Source organism: Cellulomonas sp. KH9 (genome assembly GCF_900114185.1).
Lineage (GTDB): Bacteria > Actinomycetota > Actinomycetes > Actinomycetales > Cellulomonadaceae > Cellulomonas.
Genome location: NZ_FOSE01000004.1, coordinates 404610 through 418294, shown reverse-complemented (window position 1 = coordinate 418294; position 13685 = coordinate 404610). Strand labels below are relative to the sequence as shown.

Annotated in this window: 13 protein-coding genes; 3 read left to right on the top strand and 10 right to left on the bottom strand. The window is 74.0% G+C overall.

Annotation, left to right across the window (positions count from 1 at the left end; translation table 11 throughout):
- Window positions 1-108 precede the first annotated feature (108 nt).
- The 5 genes from BMZ16_RS14880 to BMZ16_RS14860 form a co-directional block, all read right to left on the bottom strand.
- Window positions 109-894 carry an ABC transporter permease gene (locus BMZ16_RS14880; protein ID WP_369822630.1) on the bottom strand — a complete coding sequence of 262 codons (786 nt, stop codon included), beginning with the start codon at window positions 892-894 and terminating at the stop codon, window positions 109-111.
- A complete protein-coding gene (locus BMZ16_RS14875) occupies window positions 891-1817 on the bottom strand; it encodes an ABC transporter permease (protein WP_255366714.1) in 927 nt (308 codons plus the stop codon). Before BMZ16_RS14875 ends, BMZ16_RS14880 begins: the two co-directional genes overlap by 4 nt.
- Window positions 1814-2992: an ABC transporter ATP-binding protein gene (locus BMZ16_RS14870; protein WP_089801805.1), complete on the bottom strand. Its 1179-nt coding sequence runs from the start codon at window positions 2990-2992 to the stop codon at window positions 1814-1816. Before BMZ16_RS14870 ends, BMZ16_RS14875 begins: the two co-directional genes overlap by 4 nt.
- 4 nt (window positions 2993-2996) lie before the next feature.
- Window positions 2997-4205 carry a polyamine ABC transporter substrate-binding protein gene (locus BMZ16_RS14865; RefSeq protein ID WP_089801803.1) on the bottom strand — a complete coding sequence of 403 codons (1209 nt, stop codon included), beginning with the start codon at window positions 4203-4205 and terminating at the stop codon, window positions 2997-2999.
- Between the two features lie 277 nt (window positions 4206-4482).
- Window positions 4483-5922: a gamma-aminobutyraldehyde dehydrogenase gene (locus tag BMZ16_RS14860; protein ID WP_089801801.1), complete on the bottom strand. Its 1440-nt coding sequence runs from the start codon at window positions 5920-5922 to the stop codon at window positions 4483-4485.
- Between the two features lie 211 nt (window positions 5923-6133).
- On the opposite strand from BMZ16_RS14860, the gene BMZ16_RS14855 reads away from it, so the two are divergent.
- Genes BMZ16_RS14855 through BMZ16_RS14845 form a run of 3 tightly spaced genes read left to right on the top strand, consistent with a single transcriptional unit; the run spans window position 6134 to window position 9350 of the window.
- On the top strand, window positions 6134-6604 hold the full coding sequence (locus BMZ16_RS14855; protein ID WP_089801799.1) for an Lrp/AsnC family transcriptional regulator: 471 nt from the start codon (window positions 6134-6136) through the stop codon (window positions 6602-6604).
- Window positions 6601-7977, top strand: a complete 1377-nt coding sequence (locus BMZ16_RS14850) for an aspartate aminotransferase family protein (RefSeq protein ID WP_089801797.1) — start codon at window positions 6601-6603, stop codon at window positions 7975-7977. Before BMZ16_RS14855 ends, BMZ16_RS14850 begins: the two co-directional genes overlap by 4 nt.
- Window positions 7962-9350, top strand: coding sequence for an NAD(P)/FAD-dependent oxidoreductase (locus BMZ16_RS14845; protein WP_089801794.1), 1389 nt, complete (start codon window positions 7962-7964; stop codon window positions 9348-9350). Before BMZ16_RS14850 ends, BMZ16_RS14845 begins: the two co-directional genes overlap by 16 nt.
- A 24-nt stretch (window positions 9351-9374) precedes the next feature.
- Here the strand turns inward: BMZ16_RS14845 and dxr are convergent, their stop codons facing one another.
- From dxr to frr, 5 genes are read right to left on the bottom strand one after another with little or no spacing between them, the layout of a single operon-like run.
- Window positions 9375-10553, bottom strand: coding sequence for a 1-deoxy-D-xylulose-5-phosphate reductoisomerase (gene dxr, locus BMZ16_RS14840; protein WP_089801792.1), 1179 nt, complete (start codon window positions 10551-10553; stop codon window positions 9375-9377).
- On the bottom strand, window positions 10550-11104 hold the full coding sequence (locus BMZ16_RS14835) for a DivIVA domain-containing protein (RefSeq protein WP_089801790.1): 555 nt from the start codon (window positions 11102-11104) through the stop codon (window positions 10550-10552). Before BMZ16_RS14835 ends, dxr begins: the two co-directional genes overlap by 4 nt.
- Window positions 11101-12231, bottom strand: a complete 1131-nt coding sequence (gene rlmN, locus BMZ16_RS14830) for a dual-specificity RNA methyltransferase RlmN (protein ID WP_089801788.1) — start codon at window positions 12229-12231, stop codon at window positions 11101-11103. Before rlmN ends, BMZ16_RS14835 begins: the two co-directional genes overlap by 4 nt.
- Before the next feature lie 34 nt (window positions 12232-12265).
- Window positions 12266-13108, bottom strand: coding sequence for a phosphatidate cytidylyltransferase (locus BMZ16_RS14825; protein WP_089801786.1), 843 nt, complete (start codon window positions 13106-13108; stop codon window positions 12266-12268).
- Complete coding sequence (gene frr, locus BMZ16_RS14820) at window positions 13108-13665, bottom strand: ribosome recycling factor (protein WP_089801784.1); 558 nt, start codon at window positions 13663-13665, stop codon at window positions 13108-13110. The genes BMZ16_RS14825 and frr overlap by 1 nt, the downstream gene beginning before the upstream one ends.
- Between the last annotated feature and the right edge of the window lie 20 nt (window positions 13666-13685).

Here is a 13685-nt window from a genome sequence, read left to right as displayed (position 1 = left end):
TGCGGGCCGCGGTCGGCCCTGCGTGCGCGGACAGGGTACGTCCGCCGCAGCACATCATCCCCGGTCCGCCTGTGAACCGGTGCGCCGGTCCCCCGGGCGGCGCAGCGCTCAGCGGCGACGCGCCCGCGCGACCACCTGCACGACCAGCACGACGAGCAGCGCCAGGACGAACATCGCGGAGCTGATGACGTTGGCCTGCGGGGGGATGCCCCGGGTCGCCGACACGTAGACGAACTTCGGGAACGTCGTGAACCCGCCCGACGTGAAGCTCGTGACGATGAAGTCGTCGAAGCTGAGGCTGAAGGCCAGCAGGGCGGCGGCCCCGATCCCGGGCAGCAGCAGCGGGAACGTGACGCGCCAGAACGCCTGCCAGGGCGTGGCGTACAGGTCCGCCGCCGCCTGCTCGAGCGCCGGGTCGAGCGTCGAGACGCGGGCCTTGACGGCCACGACCACGAAGCTCAGGCAGAACATCACGTGCGCCAGCACCACGGTGCCGAACCCGAGCGGCAGGCGCAGGGACAGGAACTGCGAGACGAGCGCGGCGCCGAGGACGACCTCGGGCGTGGCCATGGGCAGGAAGACCAGCAGGTCGACCGCCGGGCGACCACCGAACCGCGCCCGCACGAGCCCGATGGCCAGGAGGGTGCCGAGCGTCGTCGCGACGACCGTCGAGACCGCGCCGACCTGCAGGGACCCGACCAGGGCGGAGCAGACCCGCGGCGCACCGCAGGGGTTCCGCCACGCGTCGAGCGTGAACCCGCGCCACACGAGGTTGGTCTTGCCACCGTCGTTGAACGAGAACAGCACGGTGTACGCCACGGGCACGAGCAGGAACAGGAACCCGAGCGCGGCGAACGTCGGGACGACCGCGCCGCCGAGCCGCAGCCGGGTCACACCAGGTCCTCGGTGCCCGCGCGCCGCACGTACGCCGTGACGAGCACGAGGATCGTGACCATGAGGACGACCGACAGCACCGCGGCGGTCGGGTAGTCCAGCAGCCGGAAGAACCGGGCGTCGACGACCTGGCCGATCATGACGGTCGTGGTGCTGTTGCCCAGGAGCGAGGAGTTGACGTAGTCACCGACGGCGGGGATGAACGTCAGCAGCGTGCCGGCCACGACGCCCGGCATCGACAGCGGGAGGGTCACGCGTCGGAACGTCGTCGCGGGTGCGGCGTACAGGTCGGCCCCCGCCTCCAGCAGCCGGGGGTCCAGGCGCTCGAGCGCGGCGAACAGCGGCAGGACCATGAAGGGCAGGAAGGAGTACGTCAGGCCCACGACGACCGCGGCCGACGTGGCGGACACCCGGCCGTCCGGCGGCAGGACGTGCAGCCAGCGCAGCGCGCCGACCACCGCTCCCCCGTCCGCGAGGATCTGCTTCCACGCGATGGTCCGCAGGATGAAGCTCGTGAAGAACGGCGCCACGACCAGGACCACGAGCAGCCCCTGCAGCGTCCGGCGCCCGCGGGCCCGGACGGCGATGACGTACGCCATCGGGTACCCGACGACGAGCGCCACCACGGTCGCGGCGCCCGCGAACGCGAACGAGCGGACCAGCTGGGGCCAGAACGCGCCGAGCGCCTCCGGGTAGTTCTGCCACCGCAGGGCGGGCGTGTACTGCCCCAGCTCGCCGCCGGGCACGGGCGCGTACAGGGACGTCGCGAGCAGGGTGCCCACGGGAAGCACGAAGAACACGCCGAGGTAGAGCACGCCCGGCACCAGGAGGCGGCGTGCGCCGCGTCCGCCCGCCGGTGCCGGGGGCTGCCCCGCGAGGGCGGTGCCGGCGCGGGACCGCCTCAGCACCGTTGCCGCACTCACGGCTCGTCGTCCAGGTCGACCGTGCCCGCGGCGGGCTCCTCGTCGCCGTCGAGGGCGAAGGCGAAGTCCGGGTCCCACGCCAGCGCCACCGGGGTGCCGGGCGGGTGGACCGGCGTCCCGCCGGCGTTCTGGGCGAAGACCCCGACCGTGCCCAGCGCGCCCACGTCCACCTGGTACTGGGTGCTGACCCCGGTGAACGACGTGTCGACCACGGTGCCGCCCCGCAGGACGTCGTGCGCCGTGCCGACCTGCTCGTCCGCCCCGACCAGCCGGATCTTCTCCGGTCGCACGCCCACGAGCACGCGGGGACCTGCCGCGACGCTGCGGGCCGCGGGCACGCGCAGCCGGGTGCCGGCGACGTCGACGCCCAGCACCCGCCCGCCGTCGAGCACCTCGACCACGGTGCCGGGGACCAGGTTCGACTGCCCCAGGAAGTTCGCGACGAACGCGGTCCGCGGGTGCTCGTACAGGTCCGCGGGCGCGCCGACCTGCTCGATGCGACCCCGGTTCATCACCGCGACGGTGTCGGCCATCGTCATGGCCTCCTCCTGGTCGTGCGTGACGTGGACGAACGTGATGCCCACCTCCGCCTGGATGCGCTTGAGCTCCAGCTGCATCCGCCGCCGCAGCTTGAGGTCGAGCGCGCCGAGCGGCTCGTCCAGCAGGAGCAGGGCCGGCCGGTTGACCACGGCTCGCGCGAGCGCCACCCGCTGCTGCTGCCCACCGGACAGCTGTGCCGGACGCCGGTCGGCGAGGTGCGCGAGCTCGACGAGCTCGAGCGCCTCGAGCGCCCGCGCCCGCACGTCGCGCGTCCTGCGCCGGCGGAGCCCGAACGCCACGTTCTCGAGCACGTCGAGGTGCGGGAAGAGCGCGTAGGACTGGAACACGGTGTTGACCGGGCGCCGGTGCGCCGGGACGCCCGTCACGTCCTGACCGGCGAGGCGCACGGTGCCCGCCGAGGGCCGCTCCAGCCCGGCGACCATCCGCAGCGTGGTCGTCTTCCCGCAGCCCGACGGGCCGAGCAGCGCGAAGAAGGTGCCCGACGCGACCGCGAGGGTGAGGTCGTCCACCGCGAGGAAGTCACCGAACCGCCTGCTGACGCCCTCGATCTCCAGCGCGGCCCCCGCCGCGGTCGCGCGCTCGACCGTCGGGTCGTCCGTGCCGACCGCGGTCACGTCCTCACGCCCCGATCGCCGTGAGGAACTGCCCGTTGTAGCGCTCCTCCTCCGCGGGGGTGAGCGTCCGGAACACGCGCACCTGCGACAGGATCTCCTCGGTCGGGAAGATCATGGGGTCCTCGGCGAGCTCGGGGTCGATGCTCGCCATCGCCTCCTGGGCGCCCTGCACCGGCGTGATGTAGTTGACCCAGGCGGCCACCTCCGCGGCGACCTGCGGGTCGTAGTAGTAGTCGAACAGCTCCTCGGCCTGCGCCCTGCGCGGCGACGCGCGAGGGACCATGAGGTTGTCGCTCCACAGCGTGCCGCCGGCGTCGGGGATCGCGAACGCGAACCGCCCGTCGTACTCGTAGTTCAGCGACGTGATGTCACCCGACCACGCGATGCACGCCACGGCGTCGCCCGAGGCCAGGTCCTGCACGTAGGAGTTGCCCCGGACCTGACGGATCTGCCCGTCGTCGAGGTGGCGCTGCACCACGTCGAGCGCGTCGAACCAGTCGTCCGTGCTCCAGTCGCCCGCGGGGTCCGTGCCGTTCTCGAGCATGATCAGCCCGATGGTGTCGCGCATCTCCGACAGCACCTCGACGCGGCCCTTGTACTGCGGGTCCCACAGGTCCGAGACGGATCGCAGCCCGTCGGGGATCGCCTGGGTGTCCCACGCGATCCCGGCGAAGCCCGACTGCCACGTCAGGGAGAACCGCCGGCCGTCGTCGAAGTCGACCGCCGCGAGGTTCGGCAGGATGTTGTCGGCGTTGGGGATCCGTGACCGGTCGAGCTCGGCCGCGTACTCCTGGCGGATCCAGCGTGCCGTCATCCAGTCGGTGAGGGTGACGACGTCGTAGCCGATGTCCTGGCCGTTCTCGAGCTGGCGCGAGACCTTCCCGTAGAACGAGTCGTTGTCCTCGACGTCCTCCGCGTAGTCGACGGCGATGCCGGACCGCTCCTCGAACGCCGCGAGCGTCGGGAAGCTCGTCCCCGACTCGTCCTGGTCGAGGTACTGCGTCCAGTTCGCCCACCGCAGCGGGCCCCCGGCGCCCCCGCCGCCGTCCTCCGCGCGGGTCGAGCCGGCGGTGCCGCAGGCGGCGAGCAGCGCGCCCGCACCGGCCGTGCCCGCCGCACCGGCGAGGAACCTGCGGCGGGACACCCCACGGGCCTGCCGCACCAGCTCGCGCACACGGGGGTCACCCGGGAGCTCACGTCGACCGCTGCTCATCTCGCTCCTCTCGCGGCCGCCCCCGGCCTGCGTGGATGGTGGCGCACCCGCGGGTGCCCGCACAAGGAATCCGTCGCGCCGAGCACCTGTTGCAACGAAAAGTTTCCATCGGTGGAACATTCGCGACGGAGAACACCCGTGGTGCGGCGACGGCGCGCACATGCTACGAGCGCGCCCCGCGGGAGCGACAGGCGTGACCACGGGTCGGACTCGTCCGTGTTCGTCCGCGTTCGTCCGCGCCCCCTGCGCGTGCCGCCCGGAGCGACCCTCCGACGGCCTACGCGTCGAACGCCGACATCACGTGCTTGACGCGGGTGTAGTCCTCGAGCCCGAGCAGCGAGAGGTCCTTGCCGTACCCCGAGTGCTTGAAGCCGCCGTGCGGCATCTCGGCCACGAACGGCAGGTGGGTGTTGACCCAGACCACGCCGAAGTCCAGCGCGCGGGTCGTCCGCAGCGCCCGGGCGTGGTCCCGGGTCCACACCGAGGACGCGAGCCCGTAGCGGACGTCGTTCGCCAGACGCACCGCCTCCTCCTCGTCGGTGAACGTCTGGACGGTGACGACCGGGCCGAAGACCTCCTCCTGCACGATCTCGTCCTGCTGCTGCAGCCCGTCGACCACCGTCGCCTCGTGGAACCAGCCGTCACGGGCGGGTCTGCCGCCCCCCGCCACCACCGTGGCGTGCGCCGGCAGCCGCGCCAGCAGCCCGGTGACCCGTGCCAGCTGCCGCTCGTTGTTCAGCGGCCCGAAGGCCACCTCCGGGTCGTCCGGAGGCCCCGTGCGCCGCGCGGCGGCGGCCCGCGCGAGCGCGGCGACCAGGTCGTCGTGCGCACCGGCCTGGACCAGGACGCGGGACGCGGCCGTGCAGTCCTGGCCCGCGTTGTAGTACGCCGCGTCCGCGATGCCCTCCGCCGCGGCCTCCAGGTCGGCGTCGTCGAACACGACGACCGGGGCGTTGCCACCGAGCTCGAGGTGGACGCGCTTGAGGCCGTCCGCGGCCGCGCGCGCGACCTCCCGCCCGGCGCGGACGGACCCGGTGATCGCCACCATGTCCGCGCGCGGGTGGGCGACGACCGCGCGACCGGTCCCGCGGTCGCCGCACACGACGTTGAGCACGCCGGGCGGCAGCACCTGCGCCGCGAGCCGGGCCAGCCGCACCGTGGTGACCGGTGTGGTGTCGGACGGCTTGAGGACGACCGTGTTGCCGGCCGCGAGCGCGGGGGCGATCTTCCACACCGCCATCATCAGCGGGTAGTTCCAGGGGGTGACCTGCCCGACCACGCCCACGGGCTCACGGCGCAGCCAGGACGTGTGCCCCTCGAGGTACTCACCGGCCGCCAGACCGGGCAGCACGCGCGCCGCCCCGGCGAAGAACCGCAGCTGGTCGGCGCACGGCGGCACCTCGTCGGTCACCGTCAGGTGCAGCGGCTTGCCCGTGTTCCGGGACTCCGCGGCCACCAGCTCGTCGGCGTGCGCGTCGACGAGGTCGGCCAGCGCGAGCAGTGCCGCCTGCCGCTCGGCCGGCGTGGTGCGTGCCCACCCGGCGGCGGCGCGGTCGGCGGCGGCGTACGCCGCGTCGACGTCCTCGGGACCGCTGAGCGGCGCCGTGCCGTACGACCGGCCCGTGCTGGGGTCCACCACCGCGGTGGTGGACCCGTCGCGCGCCGGGACGTCCCGGCCGTCGACGACGTTGCCGAGCTCGAGCGGGGTGTCGGTCACGGTCGTCCTCCTGACGCCCCGCAGGGCGGCCGACGTGGCGTGCGGTGCGGCGAGGCTAGTGCGCCGGCGGCCCGCACGGTAGGGCGACGGCCACGAGGAGATCGAAATCCGGGGTGCTGCCCCGGTCCGGGTGACGGATCCGTCGCGCCCGCCCCTGCGCGCCGACGGAATCCCTTGCGGCCGCGCCGCCGTCCGCGCCACGATCGGGGGCATGACGCAGCGGGACCGCACCGCCGTCGCGCTCGACGCGGCGGCGAAGGGCATCATCGAACAGCTCCAGGAGGACGGCCGACGTCCGTACGCCACCATCGGCAGGGCCGTCGGGCTGTCCGAGGCGGCCGTCCGCCAGCGCGTCCAGCGCCTGCAGGAGCAGGGCGTCATCCAGATCGTGGCGGTGACCGACCCCCTGCAGGTCGGCTTCCGGCGGCAGGCGATGATCGGCATCCGGGCCGACGGGGACCTCAACGAGCTGGCCGAGCGGGTCGCGACCATCCCGGAGGTCGACTACGTCGTCGTCACCGCCGGGTCGTTCGACGTGCTGGTCGAGGTCGTCTGCGAGGACGACGAGCACCTGCTCACCGTGCTCAACGACGCCGTCCGCGCCCTGCCGGGCGTGCGCAGCACCGAGACGTTCGTGTACCTGCGCCTGCACAAGCAGCTCTACAACTGGGGGACGCGATGAGCACCACGCCGCTCGGCACCGACCGGCAGACGGCCGCCCGCACCCACCTGTGGGGGCACTTCACCCGGCAGAGCGCGTGGGAGGCGGGCGTGCCGACGATCGTGCGGGGCGAGGGGCACCACATCTGGGACGCCGACGGGCACCGACTCATCGACGGGCTGTCCGGGTTGTTCGTCGTGCAGCTCGGCCACGGCCGTGAGGAGCTGGCCGCCGCCGCCGCGGCGCAGGCGCGCGAGCTCGCGTACTTCCCCGTGTGGTCGTACGCCCACCCACAGGCCATCGACCTCGCCGAGCGGCTGGCGTCCTACGCGCCGGGCGACCTGAACCGGGTCTTCTTCACCACGGGCGGGGGCGAGGCCGTCGAGACCGCGTGGAAGCTGGCGAAGAACTACTGGCGGCTGCGGGGGAAGCCCGGCAAGCACAAGGTGGTCTCGCGGGCGATCGCCTACCACGGCACGACGCACGGCGCCCTGGCCATCACGGGCCTGCCCGAGCTCCGGGCGCCCTTCGAGCCGCTGGTCCCCGGCGCGCACAAGGTGCCCAACACCAACGCCTACCGGGCGCCGGAGCACCTGCGGGACGACCCCAAGGCGTTCGGCCGCTGGGCCGCGGACCGCATCGCGGAGGCCATCGAGTTCGAGGGCCCCGACACGGTGGCGGCCGTGTTCCTCGAGCCCGTGCAGAACGCCGGCGGGTGCTTCCCGCCGCCGCCGGGCTACCTCGAGCGCGTGCGCGAGATCTGCGACGAGCACGACGTCCTGCTCGTGTCGGACGAGGTGATCTGCGCCTTCGGCCGCATCGGCGGGATGTTCGCGTGCACCGACCTCGGCTACGTGCCGGACATGATCACGTGCGCCAAGGGCATGACCTCCGGCTACTCCCCCATCGGCGCGTGCATCGTGTCGGACCGGGTGTTCGAGCCCTTCGCGACGGGGACGACGAGCTTCGCGCACGGGTACACGTTCGGGGGCCACCCGGTGTCCGCCGCGGTCGCGATGGCGAACCTGGACCTGTTCGACGCCGAGGGCGTCGTGGACCACGTGCGCCGCGAGGCCCCGGTGCTGCGCAGCACCCTCGAGCGGCTGCTGGACCTGCCGATCGTCGGCGACGTCCGCGGGGAGGGCTTCTTCTACGGCATCGAGCTGGTCAAGGACCGTGCGACCCGGGAGACGTTCGACGACGAGGAGTCCGAGCGGCTGCTGCGCGGGTTCCTCACCCCGGGCCTGTACGAGGCGGGCCTGTACTGCCGCGCCGACGACCGCGGCGACCCGGTCGTCCAGCTCGCCCCTCCCCTGACCTGCGGGCCGGCGCAGTTCGACGAGATCGAGCAGATCCTGCGCGACGTGCTCACGCGGGCGTGGGCGCGGCTGTGACGCTCGCGGACGTCTCGCTGTGGTGGGACCAGGTCGTCGCCGACGACCCCACCGCCGCCCGCCCCCGCCCGCCGCTGGACGGGGACACCACCGCGGACGTCGTCGTCGTCGGTGCCGGGTACACCGGCCTGTGGACGGCCTACTACCTGCTGGAGGCCGACCCGTCGCTCGACGTGCTCGTGCTCGACGCGCACGCCGCCGGGTTCGGCGCCAGCGGGCGCAACGGCGGCTGGTGCTCGGCGCTGTTCCCCGTGGGGGGTGACGCGCTCGCGCGGCGGTACGGCCCGGACGCGGCGCACGCGATGCGCGCCGCGATGCGCGACACGGTGGTCGAGGTGGGTGGCGTGACCGCGGCCGAGCAGATCGACTGCGACTTCCGGTTCGGCGGCACGGTGACGCTGGCACGCAACGCCGCCCAGGTGGACCGCGTCGCCGCCGAGGTCGCCGAGGCCGGCCGCTGGGGTGACGAGCTGCACCTGCTCGACCCGCAGGGCGTGGCCGCGCACGTGCGGGCGACGGACGTGCTGGGCGGGGCCTGGACGCCCGACTGCGCACGCGTGCAGCCCGCGCGCCTCGCGCACGGGCTCGCCCGCGTCGTCGAGCAGCGGGGGGTCCGCATCGCGGAGGGCACCCGTGCGCTGCGCATCGCGCCACGGGCGGTCGTCACCGACCGGGGCACGGCCCGGTGCCGGTGGGTCGTCCGCGCGACCGAGGGGTGGACCCCGACGCTGCCGGGCACGCGCCGCGCGCTGGTGCCGGTGTACTCGCTGATGATCGCCACCGCGCCGCTCCCGGCGGACGTGTGGTCGCAGATCGGGCTGCAGCGTGGGCAGACGTTCACCGACGCCCGCCACCTGCTGGTGTACGGGCAGCGGACCGCGGACGACCGCCTGGCGTTCGGCGGCCGGGGCGCCCCGTACCACCTCGGGTCCACCGTGGAGCCCGCGCACGACCACGCACCGCGCGTCCACGCCCACCTGCGGCGGGCGCTCGTCGACCTCTTCCCGTCGGTGGCCGGCCACGCGGTGACCCACACGTGGGGCGGTCCGCTGGGGGTGCCCCGCGACTGGCACCCCTCCGTCGGCCTGGACACCGCGACCGGGATCGGGTGGGCCGGTGGCTACGTCGGCGACGGCGTCGCGACGGCGAACCTCGCCGGGCGCACGCTCGCCGACCTCGTCACCGGTGCGGAGTCAGCACTGACGCGGTTGCCCTGGGTGGGCCACCGGTCGCCGCCGTGGGAGCCCGAGCCCGTGCGGTGGGCCGGCATCACCGCGGCCCGCTGGGCCGCGCACCGCGCCGACCGGGCCGAGCGGCGCACCGGCCGCGTGGGACGCACCGGCGGGCTGCTCGCCCGCGTCACGGGCGGCTGACACGACCGGTCCGGGGTCGGCAGGTCAGCCCGCTGCCAGCACCTCGTGCGCGCGCGTGCGGGCCCAGCGCTCGGCGTCGAGGACCGCCCCGAGGGTGAGCTCCGTGGCCGGGGTGCCGACGTGCTCGCCCAGCACACGCTCCACGGTGGCGACCACCTGGCCGAAGCCGATGTCACCGGCCAGGAACGCCCCGACCGCCTCCTCGTTCGCCGCGTTGTACACCGCCGGGTGCGTCGCCGAGGCGGCGACGGCGGCGCGTGCGAGCCCGACCGCCGGGAACACGGTCTCGTCCAGCGGCTCGAACGTCCACGACGTCGCGGTGGACCAGTCGCAGGCGCGCGCGGCGCCCGCCACCCGGTCGGGCCACGCCAGCCCCAGCGCGATGGGCAGGCGCATGTCGGGCGGCGAGGCCTGCGCGATCGTCGACCCGTCGACGAACTCGACCATGGAGTGCACGACCGACTGCGGGTGCACCACCACCGCGATGTCCGCGACCGGCACGTCGAAGAGCAGGTGCGCCTCGATCAGCTCCAGGCCCTTGTTCATGAGGCTCGCCGAGTTCACGGTGACGACCGGGCCCATCGACCACGTGGGGTGGGCGAGCGCCTGCTGCGGCGTGGCGGCCGCGACCTGCTCGGCCGTCCAGCCGCGGAACGGCCCGCCCGACGCGGTGAGCACCAGCCGCGCCACCTCGGCCCGGCTCCCGGAGCGCAGCGCCTGGGCGATCGCCGAGTGCTCGGAGTCGACCGGCACGATCTGGTCGGGCCGGACAGCCGCCGCGTGCACGAGCGCGCCCCCCACGACCAGCGACTCCTTGTTCGCCAGCGCGAGCGTGCTCCCGGCCCGCAGCGCCGCGAGCGTGGGCAGCAGACCGACCGACCCGGTGATGCCGTTGAGCACGACGTCCGCCCCGGACCCGGCCAGCTCGGCGGCGGCGTCGGGTCCCGCGAGCACCCGCGTCCCGGGCAGCGCGTCCCGCACGGCGGCGGCGGCGGCGGGGTCGGCCACCGCCACGGTCGGCACGCCGAACCGGCGCGCCTGGGCGATCAGCCGCGCGACCTGTGCGCCCCCGGCGGACAGGCCGGTGACCGTGAACCGGTCCGGGTTGGCCGCCACGATGTCCAGGGCCTGCGTCCCGATGGACCCCGTGGAGCCCAGGACGACGACGGACCGGCGCGCAGCGCCGTCGGCGTGCGCGCTCACTCGACGCCGAGAAGGACCTCGACCGCACGCGCCACGAACGCGTCGACGGGCCCCTCCGCGTAGCCGTTGCGCCCGTTGCGGCGCCGGAACGTCGTCGCGCGCACCTCGGCGGCCGTGAGCGGCGCCCCGGTGTCGAAGTAGGCGACCAGTCGGTGGCACAGCTCGTCGACGTCCGCCGGCTCGTAGCCCGGCTTGCGGCCCTCGGGCGGCGCGAAGCGGTCGCCGTCCGGGCGACCGAGCCGCCCGTACAGGGTGCGGGCCTGCGCGCCGAGGTGCGCCATCCAGGCCTCCTGGCCCCGCTCGGCGACGAACTGCGCGCGGTGCCGCGCCACGAACGCCGCCTCGAGACGGTCGAGCGCCGCGTCCACGGCCGCGGTCACGTACCCGCCTCGCACGAGGTCGAAGGCGACGTCGCGGACGTCCGCGCCGGACAGCGCCGTCGGGGGGCCCTGCTCGTACACCGAGCGCGCGTGCGAGAAGAACTCGTCGACCTCGTCCGGGTCGTAGCCCCGACGCAGGCCGGAGACGGTGCGGAACATCCCGTCGCTCACTCGTCCTCCTCCGCGGCGAGCTGGCCGCACGCACCGTCGATGTCGCTGCCGCGGGTGTCCCGGATGGTCGTGGGGATCCCGTGCGCCCGCAAGCGTGCCACGAACTCGCGCTCGACCTCGGGATCGCTCGCCGTCCAGCGCGAACCGGGTGTCGGGTTGAGCGGGATGGGGTTGCAGTGGACCCAGCCGGACCCGCCGCGGGCGAGCAGCTTCTCGCCCAGCAGGTCGGCCCGCCACGCGTGGTCGTTGACGTCGCGGATCAGGGCGTACTCGATCGAGACGCGCCGCCCCGTGACGTCGAAGTACCGCCGGGCGGAGTCCAGCGCCTCGTCCACGCTCCACCGGGTGTTGACCGGCACCAGCTCGCTGCGCAGCTCGTCGTCCGGGGCGTGCAGCGACAGCGCAAGCGTCACGGGGATCCCCTCGCCGGCGAGCCGGTCCATGGCGGGCACCAGTCCCACCGTGGAGACCGTCACGTTGCGTGCCGACATGCCCAGGCCGTCCGGCGCGGGCGCGACCAGCGTGCGCACGGTCGCCATGACCGCCTTGTAGTTCGCCAGCGGCTCGCCCATGCCCATGAAGACCACGTTGCTCAGCCGGGTGGCACCGCCGGCCACCTCACCGGCAGCCAGCGCGCGGGCGGCCTCGCGCACCTGCTCGACGATCTCCGCGGTCGACAGGTTGCGCAGCAGGCCCATCTTCCCGGTCGCGCAGAACGAGCACGCCAGGCCGCACCCGGCCTGCGACGACACGCACAGCGTCGTGCGGCTGGCGTACCGCATGAGCACCGACTCGACCTTGGCGCCGTCGAACAGGTGGTACAGCGTCTTCACGGTCGTGCCGTGGTCGGCGGTCAGGGTGCGGCTGGTGGTGAGCAGCTGCGGGAACAGGTCCTCGACGAGCGCGTCGCGGGACGCCTTCGGCAGGTCCGTCATCGCGTCGGCGTCGGCCGTCAGGTGCGTGAAGTAGTGCGTCGCGAGCTGCTTGGCGCGGAACGGCTTCTCACCGAGCGTGGTGACGGCGGCGACCCGCTCCTCGGGCGTGAGGTCGACGAAGTGGCGCGGGGGCTTGCCGCGCGCGCCCCGGGTCGGGGCGGTGAGCTGCAGGCGCACGGGGGTGGCGTTCACGGTCGGCGCCTCCTTCCAGGGGTGGGCGGTGCGGTCACCCGGCCGGGGGCTGCAGGTACGTGAGCAGCACCCACACGGTCGGGGCGGTGAGCAGGAGGGAGTCGAGCCGGTCGAGCACGCCGCCGTGGCCCGGCAGCAGCCGGCCCATGTCCTTGAGCTCGAGGTCGCGCTTGATCATCGACTCGGCCAGGTCGCCGAGCGTCGCGCTCACGACGACCCCGACGCCCAGGATCGCGCCGACCAGCGGCTCGCCGTGGAACACGGTCTGGATGCCGACGACACCCACGACGCTCGTCAGGACGAGCGAGCCGAACAGGCCCTCCCACGACTTCTTGGGGCTGACGGAGGGTGCCAGCGGGTGGCGGCCCAGGAGCGTGCCGACCACGTAGCCGCCGGTGTCGCACGCGACGGCCAGCAGGATGAACAGCGCGACCCGCGCCGGCCCGTCGGGCTCGGCGAGCATGAGCATGACGAACCCGCCGAGGAACGGCAGGTACGCGGCGGCGAACGTCGCAGCGGACGCGTCCCGCAGGGCCGCCTCCCCGCTGCCGTCGAGGACGCGCCAGACCACGGCACCGCCGACGGTCAGCAGGAAGGCCACGAACAGGGCCTCCGGTCCGGCGACGTACGCCGAGACGAGGATGCCGGCGGCGCCGACGATCAGCGGGACCAGCGGCAGGTGGATCGAGCGCCGCGCGAACGCCTGTGCCAGCTCCCACATCGCGGCGGACACGGCGAGCACGGCGAAGACCGCGAACGCGTCCTTGCGGATGAACAGGGAGGCCCCGACGGCGCCGAGCAGGACCACGGCGACCGTCACCGCCGCCGGGAGGTTCCGACCGGCGCGGGTGGTGCGAGGAGCGGCGAGCTGCGTCATCAGACCTCGAGCAGCTCGCTCTCCTTGGAGGCGAGCAGCTGGTCGACGAGCTCGACGTGCTTCTTGGTCAGCGCCTCGAGCTCCTTCTCGGCACGCCCCACCTCGTCCTCGCCCGCCTCGCCGTCCTTCGCGATGCGGTCGAGCTCCTCCTTGGCACGACGACGGATCGACCGCACCGAGATGCGCGCGTCCTCGGCCTTGGACTTGGCGAGCTTGACGAAGTCCTTGCGACGCTCGGCCGTCAGCGCGGGCAGCACCACACGCACGACGTTGCCGTCGTTCGTCGGGTTCACGCCGAGGTCGGAGTCGCGCAGCGCCTTCTCGATCGCCGTCATCGACGACTTGTCGAACGGCGAGACGAGGATGGTGCGCGCCTCGACGACGTTGAACGACGCGAGCTGCTGCAGCGGCGTCGGCGAGCCGTAGTAGTCGACGAACACCTTCGCGAACATCGCGGCGTTCGCCCGACCGGTGCGGATGGCGGCGAAGTCCTCCTTCGCGACCTCCACGGCCTTGTCCATCTTCTCCTCGGCCTCGAGGAGTGTGTCGTCGATCACCGGTGCTCCTTCGTCTGTGT